This window comes from Thermococcus sp., from assembly GCF_015523185.1.
Taxonomy (GTDB): domain Archaea; phylum Methanobacteriota_B; class Thermococci; order Thermococcales; family Thermococcaceae; genus Thermococcus.
The window spans coordinates 1-26,966 of sequence record NZ_WAKV01000065.1 but is presented as its reverse complement, the minus strand read 5'-3'; the positions used below and the strand labels follow the sequence as shown (position 1 = coordinate 26,966).

Sequence of the window (26,966 nt, the reverse complement as noted above, 5' to 3'; positions counted from 1 at the left end):
AGAATCACTCGCGCTTGTAGGGCCTTCCGTCCCACTTTGGTGGCCTGGCTCTCCCTATTATCCCCGCAACTACTATCAGCGTCACTACATATGGCAAGGTCGCTATGAACTGCCAGGGTATCGTTCCTGCAAGCCATGGGTTGTTCTGGATGTAGATGGCGAAGTTGTCGAAGAATCCAAAGAGGAACGCTCCTCCGAGGGCTATCAGTGGATTCCAGCCACTGAATACCATGTTAGCTAACGCTATGAAACCCCTTCCAGCGGCTATAGTCTTTGTCACAGTTCCCAGCCAGTCAACGCTGAGGTAAGCTCCTGCAACACCTGCCAACGCGCTTGCTATTAAAACTGCAGTGAAGCGGTAAAGCTCGACGTTTATTCCGAGGGCATCGGCCGCTTCGGGGTTCTCACCGACAGCCCTTATTCTCAGCCCGAATGGCGTCTTGAACAGTACCCACCAGGCTATTATCGCGACCACTATCGTTATTGGCACTAGGGGGCTCAGGGAGTTTCCGAAGGCGTCCATCCACAGCGGGCTAATCTGGGCGTTACTTGGAACTTGGTGCTGGCCGGCAGTTCCCCAGTAGGCCCTTATTCCAAAGGCCACCCCACCGTAGCCGAGGAGGTTAATACCTATACCGGGAATCACGTGGTCGCCCTTCAGGTAAACCGTCAAGACACCGTGGAGGACACCAAAGAGGAGCCCAATAAAGGCACCACCAAGAAGGCCAATCCAGCCGTTGCCGGCTAACTCTGCAAAGATTGCCCCGAAGAACGCTCCGAACATCAGAATTCCCTCGTAGCCTATGTTGACGACACCGGCCCTCTCGCTTATCACTGCCCCTATACTCGTCAGGGCTATCGGAACCATCGCCGCGAGTGACCCTAGGAGAAGGCTGATTACCATTGTCTCGTTCATGCCTTCCCCCTCCTGAAGAGCTTTGTGAATATGTCGAGCAGACCAGGAACAGCAACGGCTATGATTATGATACCCTCAATGACCTTGACCATCTCAAGGGGAACATGGGCGTACTGTTGCATTGCCGTCGCTCCCGCACTTAGCGCTCCGAAGAGTATCCCAGCAAAAATTATGCCGAGGGGATGATTCCTTCCGACGAGGGAAACACCTATTCCGTCGAAACCGTAGCCGTAGACGTTGGCCAGTCCCTGAGTTATGGCGTAGCTCGGGGGCGTGCCCATCACTATCCCCGCACCAGCTAATCCCGCAGTCATTCCTCCAATGACAAAGGACCAGATTGCTGAGCGCCTGGGATTTATTCCACCATATTCCGCCGCCCTTGGGTTCTGACCACTGGTTCTGAGTTCATAACCGAGTTTAGTGTGCCACATCACTATAAAGACAATCACCGCGGTTATTATCGCGATTATAAACGCCCACGAAAGGCTGGTGTTTTTTACGAGAAGCGGGAGTCTGGCTGAGGAAGGAACTGGAAGTGTACTGTTGGGGTCCTTTGGGTTGTAGTAAACGCTGACGGCCAGCCAGCTGACGAGGAAGAATGCAATCCAGTTGAACATTATCGTTGATATAACTTCGTGAACCCCACGGTAGACCTTAAGAACCGCCGCTGGAAGGGCCCACAGAGCCCCAATGAGAAGGCCCGCGAGGAGGCCCGCTATCGGGTTCTGAAGGTGCTGGGTAACGATTATCGCCGCTATCGCACCGAAGTAAACGGTTCCCTCGGCACCGATGTTGAAGAGTCCGGTTCTAGCCCCTATCGCGAAAGTTATCGCCGTTAGGATTAGCGGGGCCGATTTGCTCAGCGTTTCCGCAATGCCATCTATTGAGCCCAGTGAACCTTTTATAAGCCAGTAATAAGCGGAACCTGCACTATAGCCACTGAACCAGAGGACGAGGGCTCCAGCAAACGCGCCGATGAGTATGGCTAGAACGCTTTCAGCGACGGGCTTTGCGTATCCTCTGAGCTCATTTTTGAAGCTCAACTTTAACACCTCCCATCATGAGTCCAATCTGTTCTTCAGTAACTTCATTGGGTTTCACTATGCCCATGAACTGGCCTTCGTACATTATGGCCATTCTGTCACTGAGCTGGAGAACCTCATCGAGGTCCGCAGAGACAAGAAGAACTGCTTTGTCCTCGTTTCTCAGCTTAACTAAGTAGTTTCTTATGTACTCCGTCGAGGCAACGTCAACACCACGCGTTGGCTGTGCCGCTATTATGAACTCCGGCCTTTTGCTGACTTCCCTAGCGACGATGAGCTTCTGCTGGTTTCCGCCGCTCAGGCTTTTAACGGGTGCCTTGGTTCCCGGAGCGCTGACTTCAAACTCCTCAATTAGTCTTTTCGCGTGTTCTTCTGCCCTATTCCAGTCGAGTAGAAAACCTTTCGAGAACTCCTTCCTCCAGTGCATTCCAAGGATGGAGTTCTCAGTTACTGTCATTTCTAGAATTAATCCCATGTGGGTTCTATCCTCTGGAATGTGGGCCATTCCCATGTCGTAGAGCTCTCTGGGTTTTTTGCCGGTGATGTCAACGTCCTTGAGGTAAACCTTGCCTTTTTCTATCTTTCTCAATCCTGCTATGGCTTCTATCAGCTCGCTCTGACCGTTGCCCTCAACACCGGCTATACCAAAAATCTCTCCAGCGTGAACCTCAAAGGTAAGTCCCCTAACGGCTTCCTCGCCCCTGTCCCCTTTCACCCAGAGATTCTCAACTCTAAACACAACATCCCCCGGCTCTTTTGGGGGCTTTTCAATTCTAAGAACGACGTCCCTTCCCACCATCATCCTCGCGAGGAGTTGGGGTGTTGCCTCGCTAGTCTTGACGGTTCCGACGACTTCTCCTTTCCTTATGACCGTAACTCTGTCCGTTATCTCCATAACTTCGTTGAGCTTGTGACTGATGAAGATTATCGTCTTTCCCTGTTCTTTGAGCTTTTTCAAGACTGCAAAGAGTTCCCTGACCTCTATTGGGGTAAGAACCGCCGTAGGTTCGTCGAGAATCAGAATATTAACATCACGATATAGCATCTTTAAAATTTCAATTCTCTGCTGGATTCCGACGGGAAGGTTTTCAACTGGAACGTCCAGCGGAACCTGAAAGTTCAGCTCGCCCATGAGCTTCTGGAGCTTCTTTCTCGCACTTTCAACGTCAATCTTCGAGAGCAAGCCATGACCTTCCATTCCGAGAATGATGTTCTCAAGGGCGTTGAAGACCTCAACGAGGGTGAAATGCTGGTGTACCATTCCAATGCCATTCGCTATAGCATCGGCTGGACTCTTAAAGCGAACTTCCTTTCCCCTAAGAAAGATTTTGCCCTTTGTCGGTTTGAGCATTCCGAAGAGGATTTTCATGAGGGTTGTTTTTCCGGCACCGTTCTCGCCGAGAAGGCCGAGTATTTCGCCCTCGTAAACTTTGATGGTGACCCCTTTGAGGGCCTTTGTGCCGTCAGGATAAACCTTAACAATGTCTCTCATCTCGAGCACTGGAGTTTGCTCCTCCATTTTCAATCACCTCCAAAACTCAAAAGGAAAACAAAAGGAGAAGAAAAATCACTGCTTGTGGTTCTTGTAGTAGTCGAGGGCCCAGTAGGCACCGAAGCGATAGCCACCCTCAAACTTATAGAGAACCGGAATCTCCATACCGAGGACGATGCCTATTGTGTCCTTGTGGTCGTTGAGTGCTATAAGGGCCGCGAGAGCGCCTGCAAGGGCTGAACCCTCGTTCTCCTTGAAGAGGACCATCTGGACGTTGTGTGGCATGTTGGGGTCGTAACCGTCAATGAGGACGAACCTCTGCTTTGGATACTCCTTGGCGACCTGCTTGACAGCGTTGGTCATCATAAATCCGACGGCAATTATTATATCGTACTCCCCGGTCTTGGCGAGGCTCCTGAGGTTCGGGAGGTAGTCGTTCTCGCTGTTGCTCTGAATCTCGGTGAGCTGAAGGCCGAACTCCTTAACGGCCCTCTCGGCGCCCATGTAGGCCATGTCGTTGAAGCTCAGGTCACCCCTGCCGCCGACGTCGTAGACGATGGCTATCTTCTTGGTGTTCTTCCTCTCGTTGAGGGTCTTGTTGAAGTAGGTTTCTGGCTTTGGCTCCTTGGCGGCCCACTCCTTGGCGTACTGCTCCATAACAGTCCAGTTCTGGGCTTTCCTGAGGAGCTCAATCTGGTCCTTGGAGGTCGCCTTCGGGACGATTATCTGGCCGTTGATTATCTGCTTCTGGAGCTGGTCAACCGCCTGCCAAATCCAGTCCGGAACCTCCTTCCTGGTCTGCTCGAGGAACTGGATGAGCTGGTCCTCGTTCTCAAATCCGAGGTCTTTGAGCTTCTTCTCCCTTACATCGGGCGGGAGGGAGTCGAACATTGCTTTAACGTCCTCTATCGTTGAGAGCTTAACGCCGCCCTCCTTAAGGCCGAGCTCGACAACACCGCCTCTGAACTGATTCTCCTCAGCCTGCTTGACGGCGTTGTAAACACCGACGTCAACGCGCTTCATCATGCTCGCTATTATAACACCGGGCTTAATCCAGTCCTGGGCAGAGTCAACGCCTATTGCAAACGGTGGGCCCATCTTCTTGTTGTGAGCCTTCAAGTAGTCGCCGACAGCCTCGAAGACACCGAGACCAGTTCCGCCTGCGACCTGGTAGATGACCCAGGCACCCTGCTGAAGCTGGGCCTGCGCGGCCTGCTTACCCTTAGCGGGGTCACCGAAGGAACCGGTGTAGGTGTAGAGGATGTTTATCTTTGTGGGCACGTTGGTTGCAGTTCCTGTCGAAGTTCCACCACCGCTGATACAGCCGCTGGCCACGACGCTAAGGGCCATAAGGCCCACCAACAACAAACCGAATAGCTTTCGCATAGCCTAACACACCTCATGTTATTTTGTAAAGGTTTATTCATCAGGGCTCCGATAAATACTTTGCGGTGTCCACCTGTATCCAAACGGACGAAAATAATTTAACCCGGACACAAAAGTTAAAAGGAAGCGTATGCTGAGGGAGATACTCAACCTTGACTCAGGCATTGTGATGGTCTCAGGTGGGAGTAAGAAGATAGCTAGGATTTACCTCCAGTCGTGGGTAAAGCGGAAGGGGAAGGCCCTAGCTGAAGGGCTTCCTTTCTCAGTTGGGGGTGAAGTCTACGTTGGAAATCCCTTCCGGGCGGACTTTCCGGTTTATCTCATCGTAAATCCACTGGCCAGAAGAGGTGTCGAGCGGGAGAAGCTTCTCCACTGGCTTGGACTCAAACGCGAAGAGGGAAAGCTTGTCCTGCTCTACGAGGAGCGCTACGTTGGAGATTCGATAGTCAGGTACAGACTCAGGAACTACCTTGACTATCTCATAGCCTACAGGAGAGAAACTGTAGGGGTAGAGATTTTGAACGTTTATAAGCTCGAAAACGGTCGGGTTGTTGAGAGGAAGACCTACATAAGGCACCCGATGACGAGTGGCTTCGGGTCTGAGTGGTGATGACACCAGCTATCGCCGAGGGCTTTTTATATGCCTTCTCCCTCTCTTCTCCGGGTGAGAGCATGTTCGGAAAGCTCAGGGAAAAGCTCAGGAAGTTCACCAGACAGGTCGAAGAGAAGATTGAGAAAGAGGAGAAAGAGGTCGAGAAGAAAGTTGAAACTGAGAAAAAGCCGGGTATCATTGAGAGGCTTCTCCAAGTTGAGATTAAGGAGAAAGACGTTGAAGATGCCCTGGATGAGCTTGAGCTTGAACTCCTTGAGGCAGATGTTGCCCTTGAGACCGTTGAAGTACTCAGGGAGAAAATCAAAGAAAAGCTTGTTGGAAAGAAGGTTCGCATCGGCACTAACAAGGCCGAGCTTATAGAAAACGCCCTCAGGGAAGTGATACTTGAAATTCTAACTCCCGAGAAAAAGCTCGACCTCTTGGAGATGATTCGCTCTAAAGAGGAGAAGCCCTTTGTTATAGTCTTTGTCGGTTTCAACGGCTCGGGGAAGACAACGACAATAGCAAAGCTCGCCCACTGGCTGAAGAAGAACGGGTTAAGCGTTGTCGTAGCGGCAAGCGACACCTTCAGGGCTGGAGCCATAGAACAGCTGGAAGAGCACGCGAAGCGCGTCGGTGTTAAGGTCATCAAGCACGACTACGGGGCCGACCCGGCGGCGGTAGCCTACGATGCCATACAGCACGCGAAGGCGAGGGGCGTTGATGTGGTCCTCGTTGATACCGCCGGGAGGAACGAGCTCAACAGGAACCTCATGGACGAGATGAAGAAGATAGTCCGCGTCACGAAGCCTGACCTAGTTATCTTTGTTGGTGACAGTCTGAGCGGAAACGCGGTTGTTGAGCAGGCCAAGCAGTTCAATGAAGCTGTTAAGATAGACGGAGTGATTTTGACGAAGCTCGATGCAGACGCCAGAGGTGGGGCTGCCCTGAGCATAAGCCACGCCATCGGTGCGCCGATACTCTTCGTTGGCGTCGGACAGGGCTACGATGATTTGAAGCTCTTCGACGAGAAGTGGTTCGTGGAGAGGATTTTCGGGGAAGAGTGAGTTGTGTTCTTATTCTTCCTTCAGCTTTATCCGGGCCCAACGCTCGTTTTTAGCTCTTGTTTTTAGATTAGGCAATCACTGCCCTCCTAAGGTTTCCCTAACCAAGTCAAAATCCACCCTCGCCGTCATGTCTATGTTTATCGGTGTTACACTGACCTTTCTCTCCACTTTCAGGGCGTAGGCATCGGTTCCCGGCTCGAATTCAGTCTTTCTTCTCCCCACAATCCAGTAGTAAGGATGTCCCCTCGGGTCAATCCTCTCCTCTATGGTCGGGCAGTATCGCTTTCTTGCGAGCCTCGTTATGGCTATCTCGGTCCTCTCCGTTGCATCGCTCGGAACGTTAACGTTGAGCATGTCCACCCCGGAGGGAAGACCCCTCTCAAGTATCGCTTGGGCTATCCTCTTGAGAAAATGGGCCGAAACCGAGAAGTCTATTCCCTCCCCCTCGCTGAGGGTCTTCTTCCATTCAACTTCAAGGCTTATTGCTATACTCGGGATTCCGTGGGTAGAGGCTTCTATGGCGGCTGAAGCAGTCCCTGAGACCGTTATTTCTGTGCTCAGGTTTTCTCCGAGGTTTATCCCGCTGACAGCCAAGTTAAACTTCCCAAAGCGCGCTATAGCAAAGATAACGCAGTCTGTTGGAGTCCCGTCTATGCCGTAAGCTACCTTTGCCCCCGGAACGTTCACACGCTTTGCCCGTATCGGCCGGTGAAGGGTCATAGCCCTTCCGCTTGCACTCCTCTGGAAGAGTGGCGCAACGACATAAACCTCGCCGAGCTCGCTCAGGGCCTTTACAGCTGCGCGCAGGCCGTTGGAGTAGATGCCGTCGTCATTCGTTAGGAGGATTCTCATATTTACTTCTTCACCCTCTTTACTTTTAGGTATCTCCAAAACACTATATACTAACTTCACTCCGGATTGTAACTCCCCGCTCAACCCCCACCGCTCTTTCAGTTCTTTAAACGTCCGTTCTCTCACCATCTCCCACCATTTAGCTTTTGGTCACCAGATATAAATAGCTTCTCTAAGCACACATCTTTAAAAACCCTGTCCACAAGCGACCCTCAGGTGAGAAGATGACGTACTGGACAAGCGAGGACAACGTGGCCGGAAAGCCGGGAACGGCGCTCTTCATAATCCTGCCGACGATAGGATGCTACCGCTTTCGAATAGGGAAGGCCTGCTACATGTGTGCCTATCCGACCTCTGCACCTAAGACAAAATGGAGTCAAGATGCGATAGTGGACTACGTCCGCAAGGCCCTCAAAAAAATCGAGGGCAAGAAGGGGCCCTTCGCGGTCAGGATGTTCACCTCAGGTTCCTTCCTCGACAACGGCGAGCTTAAGCCAGAAACCCGAAGGAAAATATTTGAGATTCTCTCAAAGATGGAAAACGTCGAGGAAATCGTCATTGAGAGCAGGAGCGAACTCGTTAGGTACGATGCCGTTAAAGAGCTGGCCGAGATAGTTCCAGACAAGCACTTCGAGGTCGCTATCGGCCTTGAAACGGCGAACGACGATATCGCTGAGATTTCAATCAACAAGGGCAACACCTTTGAGGACTTCGTCAGGGCATCGGAGATAACTCGAAAGGCGGGGGCAAAGGTGAAAACCTACCTCCTGCTCAAGCCAATCTTCCTGAGCGAGAGAGATGGGATAAGGGACGCGAAGGAGAGTATACTCAAAGCTGAGCCCTATACGGATACTTTCTCAATAAACATCACCGACATCCAGAAGGGAACGCTCTACGAGAGACTCTGGGAGAAGAAGGAGTACCGTCCGCCGTGGCTCTGGAGTGCGGTTGAAGTTCTCATATGGGCCAAGAAGCGTTTTCCAGACAAGAGAATCCTCAGCGACCCCGTCGGAGCTGGCTCACCAAGGGGGCCCCATAACTGCCTGACCGACTATGACAGAACTATTGGCAGGGCTATAAAGAAGTTCTCGGCAACGCAGGACCTCAGTTACCTTAAAAACCTCGAACCGGAGTGCAGGGAGGAGTGGAGCTACATCGTCGAGAACGGCCTCCTCGACTGGCAACTTTTGACTTGGTAATCGTTTCGAATTTTTATTAGTTTTTTCTAAATTTCTATTCTGATGCACGGTCCTGTTCGAATGCATGTTTTCTGGACATCAATGTCCATCCGCGAAAGCTTTAAATGTTGACAAACGTAAACGGCCCTGTCGAGGGGTGATATTGATGGCGGAAAATGCGAACACCGTTGTCGAAAAGAACGGCTATCTTGTCGTCGGAAAGGCGGAAGGAATCGTTGAGATTGACATTGATACATTTCTATGTAAGGGTTGTGGAATTTGCGTCGAGATGTGCCCGAGAAAGGTCTTTGAGTGGAGCAAGGAGCTCAGTGAAAAGGGCGTTCACTATCCGATACCTGTTCACGCCGAGAAGTGCGTCAAGTGTAAGCTCTGTGAACTTCTCTGCCCGGACTTCGCCATCGCGGTAAGGTGGTGACTCATGATAATCCGCGGCGACGAGCCGGAGCAGATTAGGCTCATTAAAAAGCTCTACAAACCTGACAACTACTTCATGCAGGGGAATGAAGCGGTGGCTTACGGCGCAATCTTCGCGGGCTGTCGCTTCTACGCTGGTTATCCCATAACACCGTCGAGCGAAATAGCCGAGACGATGGCCAGGGAGCTTCCAAAGCTTGGAGGTTATTACCTCCAGATGGAGGATGAGATTGGAAGCATAGCGGCCATGGTAGGCGCCTCGTGGACTGGCCTCAAGGTGATGACCGCAACCTCTGGTCCGGGCTTTTCGCTCATGCAGGAGAACCTTGGTTATGCGGTAATGACTGAAACGCCACTTGTTCTTGTCGATGTGCAGAGGAGCGGGCCAAGCACTGGGCAGGCAACGAAAGGAGCGCAGGGAGACTTCTTCCAGGCCAGATGGGGAACACACGGTGACCATCCGATTATAGCGGTCTCACCGACCAGCGGGCAGGATGCGTTCTGGGAAACAATAAGGGCCTTTAATATAGCGGAGAGACTCAGGACACCTGTGGTTATGCTCTTCGACGGTGTTCTTGCTCACACGCGCGAACTCGTCAGGATTCCAGACGTTGAGGAAGTGGAAATTACCTATCGTAAGCTTCCTGCCAACGAGGAGGAAGCTAAACTCCCCTTCGGTGACCCTCACGGAGATGGAGTCCCACCTATGCCGCTCTTCGGTCACGGCTACTTCACCCACGTTACGGGCTCGACCCACAAGGAGAACGGTTTGAGGGACGTTTACACCCCAGAAGTCCACGACAGGCTAGTTAGGAGAATACACAGGAAGATAGAGAAGAACCGGGACGTTTATGAGAAATATGAGGAACACTTCATTGATGACGCTGAAATCCTCGTCGTCAGCTGGGGCGTAACCGCTCGTCCGGCTCTCGGAGCCGTTCTCAAGGCCAGAGAGGAAGGCATCAAAGTGGGTCTCTTCGTGCCGAAGACAGTCCACCCGTTCCCGGGTGAGAGAATGAGGGAACTAGGAAAGCGCGTTAGGGCTATACTAGTCCCCGAGATGAACCTCGGCCAGATGATTCTTGAAGTTCAGCGCTTCATCAACGACGACGTTCTTCTAAGGGGAATCAACAAGATAGGTGGGGTTCCTTTAACCGTTGGGGAAATCCTTCGCGAGATAAGGGGTGTTGCCCATGCCTGAAATCTACTCAAAATATCCGCTCATCAAGTACCTTAGGAAAGAAGCCCTCCCAACTGCCCTCTGCCCTGGGTGTGGGGGTGGAACGGTTCTCAACGCCTTTGCCAACGCGGTTGACCAGCTCAAGCTCGACCCTAAGAACTTGGTCGTTGTCAGCGGAATAGGTTGCTCTGCGTGGATAGCCTCACCCTACTTTTTGGCAGACACACTACACACAACCCATGGCAGGGCGATAGCCTTTGCCACCGGAGTTAAGGTCGGCCTTCCGGACAAGAAGGTCGTCGTCATAAGCGGAGACGGTGATTTGGCCAGTATAGGAGGAAACCACCTCCTGCATGCGGCAAGGAGGAACATAGACATAACGGTCATACTCGTCAACAACTTCATCTACGGAATGACCGGCGGTCAGGTGGCCCCTACAACGCCCTTCGGCGCCAAAACCACCACGACCCCCTACAGGAACATAGAGCATCCATTGAAGATTTCCGAAACCGTTGCCGCTGCCGGAGCGAGCTACGTGGCGAGATGGACCACCGCTCATGTCTACCAGCTCATCGAGAGCATCAAGAAAGCTTTGACCGTTAAGGGCTTCTCCCTCGTCGAGGTCATCTCCCAGTGCCCGGTGCAGTTCGGAAGGAGGAACAGTATGAAAGAGCCCGCTGAAATGCTCCGCTGGTTCCTGAAGAACAGCGTGCCGATAAGCAAGGCCAGAAAGATGAACGAGGAGGAGCTTGAGGGCAAGTTCGTAATCGGCGAGTTCGTCGACAGGCAGAGGCCCGAGTTCGTTACAGAACTCAACAAGCTCATCGACGATGTCCAGGAGCACTTCGGGCTTAAGGAGGTGTGAGGTATGCAGATTAGGTTCGCAGGTATCGGCGGTCAGGGCGTTGTCCTGGCCGGGGTCATACTCGGTGAGGCTGCCGCGATTGAAGGCCTCAACGTTCTTCAGACCCAAGACTACAGTTCAGCGAGTAGGGGCGGCCACTCCATAGCGGACGTTATAATCTCCAAAGAGCCGATTTACGACGTAATAGTCACGAAGGCCGACGTTCTCGTTGCCCTCCACCAGCTCGGCTACGACACTGTTAAGGACTCACTCAAGGAGGACGGCCTCCTAATCATTGAGACTGACCTCGTTAGGCCGGATAGGGACTACGTAGGTGCTCCCTTCACGAGGATAGCCGAGGAAACTACGGGGCTTGCCCTAACGGTTAACATGGTGGCTTTGGGTTATCTGGTCGCCAAGACTGGGGTCGTTAAGAAGGAGAGCGTTGAGGAAGCTATTAAGAGGCGCGTCCCAAAGGGGACTGAGGATATAAATATCAAGGCTTTTAGGGCCGGATTTGAGGAGGGATCCAAATGAGATATCCGTTTCCCGTTGGGAAGTCCGATTTCATACAGGGTGATGAGGCAATAGCGAGGGCGGCAATCTTGGCCGGCTGTCGCTTCTACGCTGGCTATCCAATAACGCCGGCCAGCGAGATATTCGAGGCAATGGCCCTCTACATGCCCCTCGTTGATGGAGTGAGCATACAGATGGAGGACGAGATAGGCAGCATAGCCGCGATAATCGGTGCTTCTTGGGCTGGGGCGAAGGCTATGACCGCAACCTCTGGTCCGGGTTTCAGCCTGATGCAGGAGAACCTTGGTTATGCGGTAATGACGGAGACGCCTATTGTTGTCGTTGACGTCCAGCGTGGTGGGCCCTCAACCGGCCAGCCAACTCTACCCGCCCAAGGAGACATAATGCAGTCAATCTGGGGAACACACGGCGATCACATGCTTATCGTTTTGAGCCCCTCAACGGTTCAGGAGGCATTCGACCTTACGATTAAGGCCTTCAACCTCGCGGAAAAATACAGAACTCCCGTTGTCCTGCTCACGGACGCGGAGATAGCCCACATGCGTGAGAGGGTTTACATTCCGAACCCCGATGAGATTGAAATCGTTAACAGGAAGCTTCCTGCCAACGAGGAGGAAGCTAAACTCCCCTTCGGTGACCCTCACGGAGATGGAGTCCCACCTATGCCGATATTCGGTAAGGGTTACCGCACCTACGTGACCGGTCTGACGCACGACGAGCGCGGAAGGCCAAAGACTGTCGACGCGGAAATTCATGAGATGCTCATACGGAGGATTTTCAGGAAGATACTAGACCACAAAGACGAAATCATAAGCTATGAAAAGTTCATGCTTGAGGACGCCGAGATAGCAATAATAAGCACTGGAATAGTCTCCCGCTCCGCGATAAGAGCCGTGAAGGTTCTCCGTGAGAGGGGTGTTAAAGCCGGTTTGCTCAAGCTCAACACGATATGGCCCTTCGACTTCGAGATGATTGAAGAGCTCGCCGAGCAGGTGAGAAAAATCTACGTTCCCGAGATGAACATGGGGCAGCTCTACCACCTCGTCAAGGAAGGTGCCAACGGAAAGGCCGAGGTGGAGCTAATAGCCAAGATAGGCGGTGAGGTTCACACTCCAATAGAGATAGTTGAGAAGGTGGTGGGATGATGTATTTGAAGTCCGCTTACGAGATTCGCGACAAATACCTCCGAAAGGACATGCTTCCGACGATATTCTGCCCTGGGTGTGGAATCGGGAGCGTTCTCCAGTTCACACTGAGGGCCATAGACGACCTCGGCCTCAACCAGGATGAGATAGTCTGGGTAAGCGGAATAGGCTGTTCATCCCGCGTTCCGGGGTTTGTTAACTTCGACGGCCTACATACCACTCATGGGAGAGCTTTGGCCTTCGCTACCGGGATAAAACTCACCAATCCAGACCTCAAGATAATCGCCTTCATGGGAGACGGCGACTCAGCTGCCATTGGAGGAAACCACCTAATCCACGCCATAAGGAGGAACCTCGATGTTACGGTTATTCTCATCAACAACTTCACCTACGGAATGACAGGTGGCCAAGTGGCTCCAACTACACTCAAGGGCCTGAAGGGAACCACAGCTCCCTACGGCCAGTTCGAGAACCCCTTCGACATCGCCCAGCTGGCGGTCTCGGCTGGGGCAAACTACGTCGCTAGATGGACGGTCTTCAACTACTTGCAAGGCATCAACAGCATAAAGAAGGCCCTGAGCAAGGAGGGCTTTACCCTAGTTGAGTTTCTCTCGCCATGTCCGATAAGCTTCGGAAGGAGGAACAGGATGAAGACCGCCCCGGAGCTAATCCGCTGGTACCAGAAGATAACAGTTCCCCTCGCCAAGGCGAAGAAGATGAGCGAGGAGGAGCTTGAGGGCAAGATTATCATTGGGGAGTTCGTTGACAGGGACAGGCCGGGCCTCGTTAGGGAGTATAGAGAGTACATAAAGCGCGCCAAGAGGATGATGGGGTGGGAGCAATGAGGAAGGAAGTTCTCTTCAGCGGTTTCGGCGGACAGGGCGTTATCCTGGCGAGCGTTATCCTTGGAAGGGCAGCAGCTGTTTACGAGAACCTCTACGCGGTGCAGACCCAGAGCTACGGGCCAGAGTCGAGGGGAGGAGCGAGCAGGGCGGAGGTTGTCATAAGCGATGAACCGATAGACTACCCGAAGACACTCCACCCGGATTACGCCGTGTTCTTCTCCCAGGAAGCCTACACCAAGTACCTTCACACTGTCAAGGAAGGGGCAACCATTATCGTCGAGAAGGACCTCGTTCCGCATAGGGACTTTGAGTTCGAGAAGAAGCTCAACGTCATAGCGCTCCCCCTTACGGAGATAGCAGAGGAAACAACGGGACTGAGCCTGACCATGAACATCTTAACCCTCGGAATACTGGTGGGCGTTACCGGAATAGTAAGCAGGGAAGCAATAGAAAAGGCAGTGAGAGACGCCGTCCCCCACGGGACGGAAGAGATAAACGTTAGAGCACTCAAGAAGGGGTTTGAGATAGCTGAAGGCCTCAAGAAGTGAGCCTTGAAAGCTCCTCCATTATCTTCTTCTCTTTCTCCTTGAGTTTTTCAAGTTCCCTCTTGTAGACAAGGCGCATTCTTTCGATGTGCTCGATAGCCTCGTCCTTGGTTATCTCAACTAGTAGGTCTGAGAACGCCCTGTAAAGTTTCCTCTCGGACTTGGAAGCGGTTATTATTCCTTCCGCGTACTCAAGCTCCTTCATCTTGAGCTCGATGGCATTTCTGAGTTCCCTAATCTGCCTGAGTTCGAGCTGGAGCTCGTAGGCCTTCACTGCCTCCATAAAACCACCCCCAAGGAATTAAAAAGGAATGGCCGAGGAAGAATCACTTCTTCTCCTCGGGGTTCATCTCCTGGAGCTCTTTAAGGAGCTCGTTGACCTTTCTCGTGTCTTCCTCAATCTTCCTCAGCAGGGCTAGGCGGAGGTTCATGAGGGCATTTATCCTCTTTTCGATGTTCTCTCTGGCCTCGTCAATTGTCGCTCCCACGAGAATTCCTGCTCCGACGTCCATTATAACATCCTCGGGGTCCTCAATCTTGCCCTTTATCGCGATTCCGCCACCGAGTGGAATGTATATTGCCTTTCCTTTGCCCTTGTCCTTTATGTAGGCCAGGGTTGCGTCAACGGTTCTGAGGTCGGTGATTGTTGCGTCTATCGCACCAACTTGGCTCCTGAGGTACTCAATTTCACCGAGGTAGCTCCTAATCTCGTCCTGAATCTGCTCAAGGGTTTTGACCTTCTTCTCCTCGGCCATTCCCATCACCTCCTTCCCGTTCTCATTTTTTAGTAACCTTTTGTTATTTAAAAGTTTTTCGCCGGCAGGCTTATTAATCTGAACCTCCAACCCGGAAGTATGATAATCAACGAGACAAAGAACAGGGTCTGGCATGGAGCGGTTAAGTTGGCTGATAACTTTCTCCGACGGTTTAGAGGATTAATGCTCGTTAGCAACGTTAACTATTCTCTCGTTTTCGTTCTGCCAGTTGAAAGCAGGCTTAACGCCTCGATTCACATGTTTTTCATGCTGAGTGACATTGATGTCATCTGGTTGGATTCGACGAAGAGGGTCGTTGATTTTAAAAGGGCAAAGAGGTGGAAGGTCTATTCACCAAAAAAACCTGCCAAGTATATAATCGAAGGGCCAGCCGGATTGATAAAAGCCCTCCAGATTGAGGAGGGGGACCTAATAAGCTGGGAGATAACGGAAGATAAGAAAAAGAGCATTCCCGTGGGTGTTCCCATCTCGGGGAAAGTCTCGTTTGAGAAGACAAACAGTATCGTCATGGCGGAGAACGTCACAGAAGCCCTCGCAGAGGACGTTTGAACTTAGAACTCTAACTCAACTCCGTTTTCCTCACCCTCCCAGAGTGTCAAACGGCGAAGCCTGACCCTATCAGGGAGCCTTTTCTTAATCTCACTGGCAATCCATAAGGCTATATTCTCAGTTGTCGGGTTCTCGAAGAGGGTGTTGAGGTTCCTGTGGTCAAGTTTTTTAATGACATCTTCCACGATAGCTCTCAACTGCAGGAAGTCCATGATATAACCTTTTTTCAGTTCTCCTTCGACGGCCACCTCGAGTCTAAAGGTGTGTCCGTGAATTTCCTCTGTCTGGCCGTCTATGAGAACTGCGTGGGCGGACTCGAACTTGAAGCGCTCGATGACGCGGGCCTTCATGCAACCACCGAAGTAAAACTCGGAGAGGAATTGATAAACGTTGTCCCTTCGTTTTAATTCTCCTGAAGTCTTATTGCAACTTGATTTCACTTCCCTAAGCTCAATAAAGGGTGCTATGTTTCGTAAATAAGTTTCTTAGGCAACACCTTCACTGGGTTCAGAACAGCGTCTTTGAGGGCGAGATAACCCGGGCAGAGTTCGAGCGAATAAAGGTCGGGCTTGAAGAACCCATAAACGAGGACGAGGACTCCGTTGTCATCTGCAAACTCCGCTCAATGCCCCAGAGGGAAACAATGGGAGTGGAAAAGAACTCGCTGAGGATATTATCTAAAATCACGCCACAAGAGGCTCGTACTCCCTAACACCAACGAGGTGCTTTATCATCTTGTACGCTTCCAGCCTTATCAACCTCTGCTTCGTGGCGTTCTTCTTCAGTTCCGGATGTTTAACGCTCTTGGCCAGTTCGTCGAGAGTTTTGTAGTCAATTTCTCCCAAGGATTTTACGAATCTCACAATGTCTTCAGCGAGTTGTTCGTCGAATTTTTCTTGGATTTTCGTATTCAATTCATGAAGTGTCTAGATTGGCCAGGATTGGAAGGAATCCCCTTTATTCTTTTTGACGACTTTTTGATTGCACTACTTATCGGTGCGGTTGTTCCGGGATTGGCCAATATTTTATTGGGATTATCATTGCGTGAATATAGCCCGTGCTCCATTCGTTCTTTGCGTACAACTCCGATGCAAATTTAATCGCATTCTCAACGTCCTTTTCCGTGAGTCCCTCTGGCTTTTCCTTACTGCTGGGCAGGAGTATGGCAACCAGCCCGGCATCGACGAAGGGATGCCCTTCCAGTGGAAAAGTGAAGTACTCTCATCTTTAGATGTTTCACCGGATGATGAGTTCTTCTGATGCTGTTCCTTTAGGAGCTCCTCAAGCGTCTTTACTTTTCTGCTTTCCGTTACCTTCCCCCATATTCTCTCCACCCTTGGTCTTCTCCCATTCACCTTTGACATTCCAAAGCCTATCGAGTTCTTCTCCCCGAAGCCGGTCAGATAGCCTGTCCGGAGCAAACCCTCGTCGCCTCTGGCTCTGAAAACGAGGTGCCACGCCCTCTGGTAGATGCTGGGCTTCACCTGAAAGTGCTTGGGCTTGACCAGAATGACTTTGAACTCGAGTTCTCCGCTCCCGGGAGGTTTGCCGGTGAGGGAGTGTACTTCTCGATGAGGTTCTCCCTGATGTGCCCGTAAAACTCAGGTCTGTGGGGGACAAATCGTAGGTTTTCGGCTTTTTGAAAATCTGCCTGGTCGTTGAGACGGCTATCTGCGGGAGGGTTATGAACTTCCTTCCCACTCGGCCTCTCAGGCTTATAAAGGGCCTTAACCTTTTCAACCGTGAAGCGCTCTTCCCAGAGCTCCACCTTGGGTTCTCAAGAAGACCCCCTATGAAAGCCTCGGCTATCTCAGGAACCGCTGTTGAGAAATAAAAGTGGCCATTTCCCTACCAAGAACATAGGATTTTCCCTTCTCAATATTCTCTCCCCTGCCGTGAAAAGTGAGTAAGTGAAGAACTTTGGAACACGGGGGTTGTGGAGTCTCAGGCTCAGGTCTGGATTCACCTGCTGGATTCTCCTGTAGATGAGTCCCTAAAGGTAGTGCTGATGGTTGTATGGAACACTTAAACTCATCGCGCTCCGGAATCAACTTGATTAGGAAGCGCATAGTCGTCCTCTTGTGTATAACTGGATATTCTGGCCAGGATAGTTATTTAACCTTTTCGAAATGAGTAAAATCCATTAAAAATTACATGATGCACACCAGAACCCAAGTAACCCAGCAAAGTGAAAAGAACAAACAGAACAGAAAGGGAAAATTAACCCTCACCAGCCGCCGCGTCCTCTCCCCATACCGCGACCCATGCCCCGTCCTCTGCCAATTCCTCCGCCCATGCCCCTACCGGGGCCCATTCCTGCTCCTCCCTGAATTCCGGGCTGTAGCTCCCCGCGCAGAAGGGCCTCTACTGCCTCCCTAACCCTCATGGTCGCCGGAGCCGAGAACATCCTTATTCCCGCAGTCTGGAGGACTCCGTATGAATTTGGCCCGAACTGGCCCGCTATGACGGCATCGGCTCCCTGGTCTATCACGAACTGAGCCGCGGTAACGCCCGCCCCTCTCGGCTGGGAGTAGCCGGGGTTTGGAACAACCTGAACGTTCACTATCCTGCCGTTTTCGTCAACGTCAACTATTGTGAAAGTTGGGGTTCTCCCAAAGGCCTGATTGACGCGGTCGTCAAGGCCACCGCTCACTGTGGACACGATAATCCTCATTTTCCACCACCTCCGGCTGGATTAGATAACCCGAACTTAAAAAATTTTGCATAGGCTCAAAAAGGCCCGCAAAAACCGAAAATCCTGTTCCTGAGGAGTGACCTGATGAGGAGGAGAACCACCAGACCTAGGGCATACGGCAGGGCAACGAGGAACAGCTTGAACAGGAAGTATAGTATTCCGAGCAGGATTAACAGGTCAAGAACTCCGTAAAAGCCCCCGAAGGGATAAGCTCTCCTGCCGTAATAACCCCCTCTCCCATAACCTCTACCCATTCCGCGTGGCATATCAAGGCCTCCAGAAATTAAAGGGAAAGGCCTCACCACCAGCCGTAGAACCAGCGGAGGGCCCTTCTGCTCGGTCTACCTGTCCATGGGCAGTAACCGAGCTTAGCTCCCCAGCCTCTTCCTCTGCCCCATCCTCTACCGCGTCCCCATCCGCGGCCCCAGCCTCTACCCCAACCGGGGCCGAAGCCGTAGGCCGGATACGCTGGATAGGCCGGAGCCGGATATGGACCGTAGGCTGGCGTTGGCGTCGCTGGGGCTGGAGTGGGTGCCTGTGCTGGAGCGATGAACTGTCCAGCGCTTCCACTAACAGCGGCCTTTATAGCCTCCTCAACAGGCGTTCCTGGAGCAATCTGGTAGAGCCTTATCCCCGCTGCCTGTATAACTCCAAGGGCGTTAGGACCAACCTGTGGTGCGATTATGGCATCAACTCCCTCATTGATAAGGGTCTGAACGGCCATTGGTCCTGCTCCCCCTCCCACTGCTGAAGCAGGGTTCTGAATGACCTTCTCGCTAACTATGTTCCCTTTTTCGTCAATATCTGCTATATAAAAGGCTGGTGCCCTTGCAAAGACAGGGGCGACAGTATCTTCTCTACCTCCTCCGTTGGTCGGTATCGCAATCTTCATTCACATCACCTCCGATATTTTGTGCATATGCACATATTTATAAACTTTTCGGTTACCCTAATCGTATTGCTTGGGCATCTTTTATATACTTCAGCGGGAAGAAAGAAGGGGGTGTCTGTAATGGAGGAGATTTTTGAGAACCTCAAAAAGCTCGACGAGCTCAGCCCCTTCGAGTTCAAGGAACTTCTCATAAAACTCGCCAGCAGGAACTCCGAAAGGATGATGCTCAACGCCGGTAGGGGTAATCCGAACTTTCTGGCGTTGGAACCGAGGTATGCTTACCTACAGCTCGGGAAGTTCGCGCTAAGCGAAGCAGAAAGGCACTTCGGCTACATGGGGGACCTCATAGGAGGGCACTGCGAGAAGGACGGCATAGAGGCGCGCTTTGAAATATTCATCAGAAACCATTGGAACGAGAGAGGAACGAGGTTCCTTAATTCAGCCGTAAGCTACGTGAGGGACTACCTTGGCTTTTCGGCCGATGATTTCCTTCACGAGATGGTTCAGGGCTATCTCGGCTGTGAATATCCGACCCCGCCGAGAATGCTCCCCCTCGCGGAAAAGATAGTCGCGAGATATCTCCTAAAAGAGATGGGGGCCGGCTACGACCTCGGTTATGCAATAGTCGAGGAAACCCAGCTCTTCGCAGTGGAAGGTGGAACCGGAGCTATGGCCTATCTCTTCGAGTCCCTCAAAGCAAACCACCTCCTGAACCCAGGGGACAAGATAGCGATAGCGGTTCCAATATTCAGTCCTTACCTTGAGATACCAAAACTCGACCAGTACAGGCTTGAGATAGTTGAAGTTAATGCATCGCCCGAACTCGGCTACCAGATACCGGACGAAGAACTTGAGAAGCTTAGGAACCCAGAGATAAAGGCGTTCTTCCTTGTAAACCCTGGCAACCCAACGGCGGTGAAGCTTGAGGAGGGAGTTCTCGAAAAGCTCAGGGAGATAGTCGAGAACGAGAGGGAAGACTTAATCATCATCACCGACGATGTCTACGCGACCTTTGCAGAGGACTTCAAGTCAGTCTATTCCGTCTTGCCCCACAACACTATACTGGTCTATTCCTTCTCCAAGTATTTTGGGGCCACAGGCTGGAGGCTCGGCGTTATAGCTCTCCACAAGGACAACGTCGTTGATAGACTGATTGCCAAACTTCCAGAGGAAATTCAGGAGGAGCTGGACAAGAGGTATGCCCTCATAACCCCCAATCCTAGGGGGCTGAAGTTCATAGACAGGCTCGTTGCCGACAGCAGGAACGTGGCTTTGAGACATACCGCCGGACTCTCGACGCCCCAGCAGGTTCAGATGGTGCTCTTTGCACTTTACGGCCTGATGGATGAGGAAGAAACCTACAAGAAAGCCGTCAAGAGAATCCTCAGGCGCCGTTACAGGGCGCTGTACAGGGGAATAGGCCTTGAACCGGTTGAAAACCCGAACTACACCTACTACTACACCCTCCTCGACATGGAGGAGCTGAGCGAGAGGCTCTACGGAAAGGAGTTCTCCCGCTGGTTCATGGAGAACTTCCCGCCGGAGGAGTTCATAATACGGCTTGCCAAAGAGGCAGGGGTTGTCCTTTTACCCGGTAAAGGTTTTGAGGTTCCTCACCCTTCAGCAAGGGTTTCGTTGGCGAACCTTAGGGAGATAGACTATCTCACCATAGGCAGAACCATAAGGAAAATCTTGGATGAATACTACGAGGAGTTCCAGAGGCAGGGTGACCTGAATGCCCAAGGTTGAACCCTTCGAGAAGCACCGCGACCGCTACGAGAACTGGTTCGAGAGGCACCGCTATGCTTACCTCTCAGAGCTTGAGGCGGTGAGGAGGCTTTTACCGAAGGAAGGAAGAGGAGCAGAGATAGGCGTGGGAACCGGTCGCTTTGCGGCACCGCTCGGGATAAAGCTCGGCGTCGAGCCTTCCAAAGCGATGGCAGAGGTAGCCAGAAAAAGGGGCATAGAGGTCATAGAAGGTGTTGCGGAAAACCTCCCTTTCCCCGATGAGAGCCTCGACTATCTTTTGATGGTCACCACTATCTGCTTCGTTAACGACCCTGAGAGGGCTTTAAGAGAAGCCTACCGCGTTCTCAAACCGGGTGGGGCTCTAATAATAGGCTTCGTTGACAGGGACAGTCCAATCGGGAGGTACTACGAGGAACACAAAGAGGAGAGCGTTTTTTACAGGGAAGCGAGGTTCTTCTCAACGGAAGAACTCCTGGAGCTTCTCAAAAAGGCCGGCTTCAGAAAGTTCGAGGTCCTTCAAACACTGTTCCACAGGCTGGATGAGATAAAGGGGATTGAACCCGTTAAGCCCGGCTACGGCGAGGGGAGCTTTGTGGTTATAAAGGCCGTGAAGTGACCGGTTGCCTCTGACCCACTATCTTTTTAAACTATGTCTCCTTCTGTGCACGGGTGATGCCTATCGTCCATCGGAAACGAGGAGCGTGGTCTGAAATGGGGCTTCATAACGACTGCGTTGGTAAGCTCCCTCAACCCGGGAGTTCTAGGGCCCTACCTGAGCCTCTGGCTTAAAAACATCGGGCTCGGCTTTTCTGAGATTGGCTTGGTTCAGAGCGTTTCGGAACTTGCACAGCTCCTTACGGACTTTCCGACCGGTGGAGTTGCCGACAGATACGGTAGGATAAAGACGTACGCCCTCGGGAGTTCCCTCTTCGGTCTTGGACTGCTCATGGTGGCCCTTTCTGGAGGCCTGATTGGGGCCCTCTTGGGAGCGTCCCTTTCCGGCCTCGGGAGCGCACTCGTCAGCGGAACGATGGTTCCGTGGCTCTACGATTCGTTGAAGGACAGGAAAGCCGTGAAGGCAATCCTCGGAAGGGTCAAAGAAATCTCGGGCCCGGTCAGATTTGCTGGAGGCTTCCTCGGGGGAGTGTTGGCAAACATTGCCCCCAACCTCCCGGTGCTCGTTGCAGGAGCTCTTTCAATCCTGTCCGGAGCTATGGCCTTGATACTCCTGTCGGACAACAGGGGGAAAGCCGAGCTCAACTATTCAGGAATACTACGCAGGGGCCTAGCCGAGGTCATCGGAAACAGAGGCCTTCACCTGCTCCTGATTTCGTCGTTCCTACTCAGCTTTCCGGCCAGGGCCTTCTTCACCTTCTGGATGCTCCTGATGAAGGCACGGGGACTTCCGGCCAAATACCTCGGGCCCATTTTCGCCCTGATGCTCCTCACAACATCAATGGGAGCGAGGCTATCGAGAAGACTCGACTCAACACCAAAGACCTTAGCGTTGCTGACAGTAGTTCTTAGCCTTGAAATCCTGCTACTCGGTTTAGCCCCCAACGTATGGACGAGCCTTGCACTGCTCTTCGCGGTAGAGGGCACGCTGGGGGCAAGGGGTCCACTAATGGCGGTGCTCAGAAACGACTTCATTCCGAACGAGGTTCGCTCCACCGTGAACTCGACGCTGAGCACCGTTGGAAGTGCCTTCATGGCAATTGCAAACACCGCCATAGGTGCCTTGGCCGGAAACCTTGGCCTTGAGTTGGCCTACGTCTTGGCCGGCTCCCTCGGCCTGTTGTCTGCCCTCCCTATCTGGAGATTAACCTTTTTAAGCGTCCCCGCTGAAGGGGGTAACATCACTGAAAAACCCGACGGAGGATGATAAGATGCTCCCCAAGAACTACGACCCGAACGAGATTGAGCCCAAGTGGCAGAAGTTCTGGCTCGATGAGAAGATTTACAAATACGAGCTTGACGAAAAGAGGCCGAGCTACGCTATAGACACTCCCCCGCCGTTCACGAGCGGAACGCTCCATCTCGGCCACGTCTTAAGTCACACCTGGATTGACATAATCGCGCGCTACAAGAGGATGACCGGCTACAACGTTCTCTTTCCTCAGGGCTTTGACAACCATGGTTTGCCAACTGAACTGAAGGTCGAGAAGGAGTTTGGCATAAGCAAGGACCAGCCGGAGAAGTTTCTCCAGAAGTGTATCGAATGGACGTGGCAGGCCATCGAAGCGATGAGGAACCAGTTCATCAGGATAGGCTATTCAGCCGACTGGGATTTGGAGTATCACACGATGGACGACTGGTATAAAGCGACTGTGCAAAAGTCCCTAATAGAGTTCTACAAGAAAGGCCTCCTCTACCAGGCCGAACACCCGGTCTACTGGTGCCCGAGGTGTAGGACGAGCCTTGCCAAGGCCGAGGTCGGCTATGTCGAGGAAGAGGGTTACCTATACTACATCAAGCTCCCCCTGGCTGATGGAAGTGGTCACGTGCCAATAGCGACCACGAGGCCAGAGCTCATGCCGGCATGTGTCGCTGTATTTGTTCATCCAGATGACGAGAGGTATAAAGACGTCGTGGGGAAAAAGGTGAAGCTCCCGATATTCGAGCGCGAAGTCCCTGTTTTAGCTGATGAAGACGTTGACCCGAGCTTTGGAACTGGAGCAGTTTACAACTGTACCTACGGTGACGAGCAGGACGTTGTCTGGCAGAAGCGCTACAACCTGCCGGTAATTATTGCAATCAACGAGGACGGAACGATGAACGAGAGGGCTGGTCCCTACAAGGGCCTGAAGACTGAGGAGGCGAGAAAGAAGATAGCTGAAGACCTTGAGAAGATGGGTCTCCTATACAAGAAGGAGAAGATAAAGCACCGCGTTCTGAGGCACACCGAGAGGAGCTCCTGTATGGCGCCTATTGAACTCCTTCCAAAGAAGCAGTGGTTCATAAAGGTGAAGGACTTCACCGACGAGATAGTCAAGGTGGCAAAGGAAATCAATTGGTATCCTGAGGATATGTTCCTTCGCCTGAAGGACTGGGCCGAGTCAATGGACTGGGACTGGGTCATAAGCAGGCAGAGGGTTTTCGGAACGCCGATTCCCTTCTGGGTCTGCGACAACGGTGAGATAATCCTGCCCGATGAGAAAGACCTGCCTGTGGACCCGCGCTTCGATAAACCGCCGAGAAAATGCTCCGATGGAAGCGAGCCGAAGCCAGTAACCGATGTCCTCGACTGCTGGGTTGATTCCAGCATAACCCCGCTGATAATAAGCAGGTGGCACGACGCTATAAAGGGAGATGAAGAAGGGAAGCGCTGGTTTGAGCACAACTTCCCGACCGCTCTGAGGCCACAGGGAACGGACATCATAAGGACGTGGGCCTTCTACACTATATTCAGAACTTGGGTTTTAACAGGAGAAAAGCCCTGGAAGGACGTCCTCATCAACGGTATGGTTGCAGGACCGGACGGAAGGAAGATGAGCAAGAGCTATGGCAACGTCGTTGCTCCAGACGAGGTGATTCCAAAGTACGGTGCCGACGCTTTAAGGCTCTGGACCGCCTTAGCTCCCCCAGGAGAGGACCACCCGTTCAAGTGGGAGACGGTTGACTACAACTTCCGCTTCCTACAAAAGGTCTGGAACATCTACCGCTTCGCAGAGAGGCATTTAGAGGACTTTAACCCCGCTAAAGCCCCAGCCGAGCTCGAGCCCCTCGACCGCTGGATTCTCTCAAGGCTTCACAAACTCATAAAGTTCGCCACCGAGGAGATGGAAAAGTACCGCTTCAACCTTCTTACCAGAGAGCTGATAACCTTCGTCTGGCACGAGGTTGCCGATGACTACATCGAGATGATTAAGTACCGCCTCTACGGCGACGACGAGGAGAGCAAGCTCAAGGCCAAAGCATCGCTCTACGAGTTGCTCTACAACACCATGCTCCTGCTGGCTCCCTTCGTGCCCCACATAACCGAGGAGCTCTACCAGAACCTCTTCCGCGAGAGGGTTAAGGCAAAGAGTGTCCACCTTCTTGAGTGGCCGAAGTTCAGGGAGGAGAGGATTGACGAGGAAGCAGAGAAACTCGGCGAGCTCGCCCGCGAGATAGTCGGAGCCATTAGACGCTACAAGAACAGCCACGGTCTCGCTCTGAACGCGAAGCTCAAGCACGTTGCCATATACGCCACCGACTCCTACGAGAAGCTCAAGACCATAGAGAAGGACATCGCCGGAACCATGAACATCGAGAGGCTTGAGATTATCAAAGGGGGGCCGGAACTCGAAGAGCGCATCATCGAGATAAAGCCGAACTTCAGAACCGTTGGCCCGCGCTATGGAAAGCTCGTGCCTAAGATTACCGCCTACCTCAAGGAGAACGCGGAAGAAGTGGCGAAAGCCCTTAAGGAGACCGGAAAAGTTGAATTCGAGGTTGAAGGGGAAAAGGTAGAGCTTACCAAGGACGACGTTGTCATAAGGAAGGCGGTGTTCAGCGAGGGCGAGGAGGTTGAGACCGCAGTCGTTGGGGACGCTGTTGTTCTTTTCTATTGACCCACCAACCTTTTTATTGATTTTAACCAACCCCTCGAGGGTGAGACCTTGGAGGAAAAAGAACTTAGGAAGAGGGTTGAGGAACTTGAGACCCTTCTCGAGCTGATGGAGGCCAAGTACGAGGAAATGAAACGGGACAATGAGGTTCTGAGAAGGGCTCTTGAGGAACTCAGGAGGGAAAACGAGCTTTTAAGGAGGGGGGAAAATGGTGGAGGAGCTGAGGAGAAAACTCCTTGAACTGTCGAAAAAAGAAGCCACTCTGAATTTCAAAATATACGAGCTCTATCATGAGAACCAGACCCTGGCTATAAAACTGGCGGGTTATATAGCTGAAAACCGGCTCTATGGGGGCAGGTGGAAGAACGAAGAGGCTATGAAAATCATGAACAAATACCTCGTCAAGAAAAAGAACCCAAATGAGCAGTCTTCAGAATAATTTCAGTAAGGAACATCCCCGTTCACAAAAAGTTTAAAAAGGCTTGACGTTACCCATTCCGGGTAAAATTCCGGGCGAAGGCGTCCGCCCTAAGTGCCCCGAAAGAGGGGCTGATGACGCCTGTTCTCTCCACGTCTGGAGGTGACGCCATTGACCCCGGAAGACAGAATACTTATCGGTGTAGTCCAGGTTATAGTCGTGCTCCTGCTTTCACCGCTGATAGTTGGTATACTCAAGAAGGCCGAGGCAAGGATAGAGTCGCGGAAGGGAATAAGCATCTTTCAGCCCTACTACGACCTGGCGAAGTTCTTCAGGAAGGAAACCCTGGTTCCTGGGGGGGCGAGTTCGTTCTTTGTCTTCGCCCCGTTCATAGCGTTCGGAGCTATGCTTACATTGCCCTGGGTGTTGCCAATTATCGGCAACTTTCCGAGCTGGTTCGCTCCGACGGTTGATTTCTTCGGGGGAACGTTCATCTTCGGCTTAGCGGCGATGGTCTCAATACTGGCAACGGAAAGAACGGGAAGCTACTACACGGGCATAGGAGCCACGAGAGCGGTTAACTTCAGCGCCTTTGCCGAGCCGGTCCTCATAATGGTCTTCTTTGGCGTTGCTATACTGACGGGAACGAACAACCCGTTCCTAATGAACCACAAGATAACTTCCGAGGGCTGGTACCTGAGCCCGACGCACATACTCATAACCGCGGCCTTCTTCATGCTACTGCTCTTTGACACCGGAAAACTGCCGATAGAGTCCCACGGAAGTAACGAGCTCGGTATGCTCGACCAAGGGAAAGGGCTTGAATACACCGGCCCGCTCTACGCACTCAACACGTGGGCTAGCTATATGAAATCCTTCATCCTCATGTCGGTCTTCCTCAACGTCTTCGCCGTCCCCTGGGGACTGGCAACGAGCGCTTCGCTATACGAAATCCTCAAGGGGACTTTCTGGCTCTTCGTCAAGATGCTTGGTCTCATCGGTGTCTTCGTAGTCGTTGAAGAAACCCTCGCGAAGATAAGGCTGTTCAGGATAATTGACTACCTCTCAGCCAGCTTCCTGCTAGCTATAATGGGCGTTATAAGCTTCCTCCTTGGGGGTGTCGTGCCATGATGAGCGTTACAACCGAGGTCATAAACATCCTTGGAGTTACAGCGTTGCTGATAGCGTTCCTCCTGCTGACGGAGTCATACATGCACTCACTCATAAACCTCATAGCCCTTCAGTCCCTCCTCATAGCAGGAATCCTGGGAATCATCGGC

The 26,966-nt window shown here is 52.2% G+C and carries 33 protein-coding genes, 1 pseudogene and 1 riboswitch; of the genes and pseudogenes, 19 read left to right on the top strand and 15 right to left on the bottom strand.

Annotation, left to right across the window (positions count from 1 at the left end; genetic code table 11):
• Positions 1-4: 4 nt before the first annotated feature.
• Genes F7B33_RS07550 through F7B33_RS07535 form a run of 4 tightly spaced genes read right to left on the bottom strand, consistent with a single transcriptional unit; the run spans position 5 to position 4,837 of the window.
• Positions 5-916: an ABC transporter permease gene (locus F7B33_RS07550; RefSeq protein WP_297063849.1), complete on the bottom strand. Its 912-nt coding sequence runs from the start codon at positions 914-916 to the stop codon at positions 5-7.
• Positions 913-1,959 (bottom strand): ABC transporter permease, encoded by a 1,047-nt coding sequence (locus tag F7B33_RS07545; RefSeq protein WP_297074002.1) that lies wholly within the window; start codon positions 1,957-1,959, stop codon positions 913-915. The genes F7B33_RS07550 and F7B33_RS07545 overlap by 4 nt, the downstream gene beginning before the upstream one ends.
• Complete coding sequence (locus F7B33_RS07540) at positions 1,943-3,478, bottom strand: ABC transporter ATP-binding protein (RefSeq protein ID WP_297074001.1); 1,536 nt, start codon at positions 3,476-3,478, stop codon at positions 1,943-1,945. The genes F7B33_RS07545 and F7B33_RS07540 overlap by 17 nt, the downstream gene beginning before the upstream one ends.
• Before the next feature lie 48 nt (positions 3,479-3,526).
• The gene (locus tag F7B33_RS07535) at positions 3,527-4,837 is read right to left on the bottom strand and encodes a BMP family protein (protein WP_297063855.1); all 1,311 of its coding nucleotides are present in this window, start codon (positions 4,835-4,837) and stop codon (positions 3,527-3,529) included.
• Between the two features lie 130 nt (positions 4,838-4,967).
• On the opposite strand from F7B33_RS07535, the gene F7B33_RS07530 reads away from it, so the two are divergent.
• Positions 4,968-5,447, top strand: a complete 480-nt coding sequence (locus F7B33_RS07530) for a hypothetical protein (RefSeq protein ID WP_297074000.1) — start codon at positions 4,968-4,970, stop codon at positions 5,445-5,447.
• A 62-nt stretch (positions 5,448-5,509) separates the two neighbouring features.
• The gene (gene ftsY / locus F7B33_RS07525) at positions 5,510-6,496 is read left to right on the top strand and encodes a signal recognition particle-docking protein FtsY (protein ID WP_297073999.1); all 987 of its coding nucleotides are present in this window, start codon (positions 5,510-5,512) and stop codon (positions 6,494-6,496) included.
• A gap of 75 nt (positions 6,497-6,571) precedes the next feature.
• Here the strand turns inward: ftsY and surE are convergent, their stop codons facing one another.
• The gene (surE, locus tag F7B33_RS07520; protein WP_297063859.1) at positions 6,572-7,348 is read right to left on the bottom strand and encodes a 5'/3'-nucleotidase SurE; all 777 of its coding nucleotides are present in this window, start codon (positions 7,346-7,348) and stop codon (positions 6,572-6,574) included.
• A gap of 224 nt (positions 7,349-7,572) precedes the next feature.
• Between surE and F7B33_RS07515 the strand changes: the two genes are divergently transcribed.
• The 8 genes from F7B33_RS07515 to F7B33_RS07480 all read left to right on the top strand — a co-directional run bounded on the left by F7B33_RS07515 (position 7,573) and on the right by F7B33_RS07480 (position 14,060).
• Positions 7,573-8,547, top strand: a complete 975-nt coding sequence (locus tag F7B33_RS07515) for an archaeosine biosynthesis radical SAM protein RaSEA (RefSeq protein ID WP_297063861.1) — start codon at positions 7,573-7,575, stop codon at positions 8,545-8,547.
• Between the two features lie 145 nt (positions 8,548-8,692).
• Positions 8,693-8,962, top strand: a complete 270-nt coding sequence (locus F7B33_RS07510) for a 2-oxoglutarate ferredoxin oxidoreductase subunit delta (protein WP_297063863.1) — start codon at positions 8,693-8,695, stop codon at positions 8,960-8,962.
• A gap of 3 nt (positions 8,963-8,965) precedes the next feature.
• Entirely contained in the window at positions 8,966-10,162 is a 1,197-nt protein-coding gene (locus F7B33_RS07505; protein WP_297073998.1) for a 2-oxoacid:acceptor oxidoreductase subunit alpha, read from the top strand.
• Positions 10,155-11,006: a 2-oxoacid:ferredoxin oxidoreductase subunit beta gene (locus tag F7B33_RS07500; protein WP_297063879.1), complete on the top strand. Its 852-nt coding sequence runs from the start codon at positions 10,155-10,157 to the stop codon at positions 11,004-11,006. Before F7B33_RS07505 ends, F7B33_RS07500 begins: the two co-directional genes overlap by 8 nt.
• A gap of 3 nt (positions 11,007-11,009) precedes the next feature.
• Positions 11,010-11,522 carry a 2-oxoacid:ferredoxin oxidoreductase subunit gamma gene (locus F7B33_RS07495; protein ID WP_297073997.1) on the top strand — a complete coding sequence of 171 codons (513 nt, stop codon included), beginning with the start codon at positions 11,010-11,012 and terminating at the stop codon, positions 11,520-11,522.
• The gene (locus F7B33_RS07490) at positions 11,519-12,667 is read left to right on the top strand and encodes a 2-oxoacid:acceptor oxidoreductase subunit alpha (RefSeq protein WP_297073996.1); all 1,149 of its coding nucleotides are present in this window, start codon (positions 11,519-11,521) and stop codon (positions 12,665-12,667) included. Before F7B33_RS07495 ends, F7B33_RS07490 begins: the two co-directional genes overlap by 4 nt.
• Positions 12,667-13,512, top strand: coding sequence for a 2-oxoacid:ferredoxin oxidoreductase subunit beta (locus F7B33_RS07485; protein WP_297063881.1), 846 nt, complete (start codon positions 12,667-12,669; stop codon positions 13,510-13,512). Before F7B33_RS07490 ends, F7B33_RS07485 begins: the two co-directional genes overlap by 1 nt.
• The gene (locus tag F7B33_RS07480; RefSeq protein ID WP_297063870.1) at positions 13,509-14,060 is read left to right on the top strand and encodes a 2-oxoacid:ferredoxin oxidoreductase subunit gamma; all 552 of its coding nucleotides are present in this window, start codon (positions 13,509-13,511) and stop codon (positions 14,058-14,060) included. Before F7B33_RS07485 ends, F7B33_RS07480 begins: the two co-directional genes overlap by 4 nt.
• Here F7B33_RS07480 and F7B33_RS07475 read toward each other — a convergent pair.
• Together F7B33_RS07475 and pfdA are read right to left on the bottom strand one after the other, a co-directional pair.
• The gene (locus F7B33_RS07475; RefSeq protein WP_297063872.1) at positions 14,050-14,340 is read right to left on the bottom strand and encodes a prefoldin subunit; all 291 of its coding nucleotides are present in this window, start codon (positions 14,338-14,340) and stop codon (positions 14,050-14,052) included. The genes F7B33_RS07480 and F7B33_RS07475 overlap by 11 nt on opposite strands.
• Before the next feature lie 43 nt (positions 14,341-14,383).
• The gene (gene pfdA, locus F7B33_RS07470; protein ID WP_297063874.1) at positions 14,384-14,818 is read right to left on the bottom strand and encodes a prefoldin subunit alpha; all 435 of its coding nucleotides are present in this window, start codon (positions 14,816-14,818) and stop codon (positions 14,384-14,386) included.
• 93 nt (positions 14,819-14,911) lie between these two features.
• Between pfdA and F7B33_RS07465 the strand changes: the two genes are divergently transcribed.
• Positions 14,912-15,382, top strand: a complete 471-nt coding sequence (locus tag F7B33_RS07465) for a DUF192 domain-containing protein (protein WP_297064077.1) — start codon at positions 14,912-14,914, stop codon at positions 15,380-15,382.
• Positions 15,383-15,384: 2 nt separating this feature from the next.
• On the opposite strand, the gene F7B33_RS07460 is transcribed toward F7B33_RS07465, so the two are convergent.
• The gene (locus tag F7B33_RS07460; protein ID WP_297064079.1) at positions 15,385-15,732 is read right to left on the bottom strand and encodes a 6-carboxytetrahydropterin synthase; all 348 of its coding nucleotides are present in this window, start codon (positions 15,730-15,732) and stop codon (positions 15,385-15,387) included.
• A gap of 110 nt (positions 15,733-15,842) precedes the next feature.
• Here F7B33_RS07460 and F7B33_RS07455 point away from each other — a divergent pair, with 110 nt between their 5' ends.
• Entirely contained in the window at positions 15,843-16,094 is a 252-nt protein-coding gene (locus F7B33_RS07455) for a CRISPR-associated endonuclease Cas2 (RefSeq protein WP_297073995.1), read from the top strand.
• On the opposite strand, the pseudogene F7B33_RS07450 reads toward F7B33_RS07455, so the two are convergent.
• The 7 genes and pseudogenes from F7B33_RS07450 to F7B33_RS07430 form a co-directional block, all read right to left on the bottom strand.
• Positions 16,066-16,200 (bottom strand): annotated as a pseudogene (locus F7B33_RS07450) (subtype I-B CRISPR-associated endonuclease Cas1); the annotation flags it as partial. The gene F7B33_RS07455 and the pseudogene F7B33_RS07450 overlap by 29 nt on opposite strands.
• Positions 16,201-16,419: 219 nt before the next feature.
• Entirely contained in the window at positions 16,420-16,866 is a 447-nt protein-coding gene (locus F7B33_RS10225) for a CRISPR-associated endoribonuclease Cas6 (RefSeq protein WP_366927526.1), read from the bottom strand.
• The gene (locus F7B33_RS10220; RefSeq protein ID WP_366927525.1) at positions 16,863-17,150 is read right to left on the bottom strand and encodes a hypothetical protein; all 288 of its coding nucleotides are present in this window, start codon (positions 17,148-17,150) and stop codon (positions 16,863-16,865) included. The genes F7B33_RS10225 and F7B33_RS10220 overlap by 4 nt, the downstream gene beginning before the upstream one ends.
• A 42-nt stretch (positions 17,151-17,192) precedes the next feature.
• Complete coding sequence (locus F7B33_RS10215; RefSeq protein ID WP_366927524.1) at positions 17,193-17,348, bottom strand: hypothetical protein; 156 nt, start codon at positions 17,346-17,348, stop codon at positions 17,193-17,195.
• Between the two features lie 261 nt (positions 17,349-17,609).
• Entirely contained in the window at positions 17,610-18,056 is a 447-nt protein-coding gene (locus F7B33_RS07440) for a NifB/NifX family molybdenum-iron cluster-binding protein (protein WP_297064082.1), read from the bottom strand.
• Between the two features lie 56 nt (positions 18,057-18,112).
• Positions 18,113-18,343 (bottom strand): hypothetical protein, encoded by a 231-nt coding sequence (locus tag F7B33_RS07435; protein WP_297073994.1) that lies wholly within the window; start codon positions 18,341-18,343, stop codon positions 18,113-18,115.
• A gap of 32 nt (positions 18,344-18,375) precedes the next feature.
• Complete coding sequence (locus F7B33_RS07430) at positions 18,376-18,969, bottom strand: NifB/NifX family molybdenum-iron cluster-binding protein (protein ID WP_297073993.1); 594 nt, start codon at positions 18,967-18,969, stop codon at positions 18,376-18,378.
• A gap of 120 nt (positions 18,970-19,089) precedes the next feature.
• Here F7B33_RS07430 and F7B33_RS07425 point away from each other — a divergent pair, with 120 nt between their 5' ends.
• The 7 genes from F7B33_RS07425 (at position 19,090) to F7B33_RS07395 (ending at position 26,817) form a co-directional block, all read left to right on the top strand.
• The gene (locus F7B33_RS07425; protein ID WP_297073992.1) at positions 19,090-20,718 is read left to right on the top strand and encodes a bifunctional aspartate transaminase/aspartate 4-decarboxylase; all 1,629 of its coding nucleotides are present in this window, start codon (positions 19,090-19,092) and stop codon (positions 20,716-20,718) included.
• The gene (locus F7B33_RS07420; protein ID WP_297064093.1) at positions 20,705-21,334 is read left to right on the top strand and encodes a class I SAM-dependent methyltransferase; all 630 of its coding nucleotides are present in this window, start codon (positions 20,705-20,707) and stop codon (positions 21,332-21,334) included. The genes F7B33_RS07425 and F7B33_RS07420 overlap by 14 nt, the downstream gene beginning before the upstream one ends.
• A gap of 117 nt (positions 21,335-21,451) precedes the next feature.
• Positions 21,452-22,600 (top strand): MFS transporter, encoded by a 1,149-nt coding sequence (locus tag F7B33_RS07415; RefSeq protein ID WP_297073991.1) that lies wholly within the window; start codon positions 21,452-21,454, stop codon positions 22,598-22,600.
• A gap of 4 nt (positions 22,601-22,604) precedes the next feature.
• The gene (locus F7B33_RS07410) at positions 22,605-25,271 is read left to right on the top strand and encodes a valine--tRNA ligase (protein ID WP_297073990.1); all 2,667 of its coding nucleotides are present in this window, start codon (positions 22,605-22,607) and stop codon (positions 25,269-25,271) included.
• A gap of 48 nt (positions 25,272-25,319) precedes the next feature.
• Positions 25,320-25,508: a hypothetical protein gene (locus tag F7B33_RS07405; RefSeq protein WP_297073989.1), complete on the top strand. Its 189-nt coding sequence runs from the start codon at positions 25,320-25,322 to the stop codon at positions 25,506-25,508.
• Complete coding sequence (locus tag F7B33_RS07400; RefSeq protein WP_297065125.1) at positions 25,480-25,707, top strand: hypothetical protein; 228 nt, start codon at positions 25,480-25,482, stop codon at positions 25,705-25,707. Before F7B33_RS07405 ends, F7B33_RS07400 begins: the two co-directional genes overlap by 29 nt.
• 64 nt (positions 25,708-25,771) lie before the next feature.
• A riboswitch (Fluoride riboswitch) is annotated at positions 25,772-25,837 on the top strand.
• 20 nt (positions 25,838-25,857) lie between these two features.
• Positions 25,858-26,817 (top strand): NADH-quinone oxidoreductase subunit H, encoded by a 960-nt coding sequence (locus F7B33_RS07395; RefSeq protein ID WP_297065128.1) that lies wholly within the window; start codon positions 25,858-25,860, stop codon positions 26,815-26,817.
• Positions 26,818-26,966: the final 149 nt, after the last annotated feature.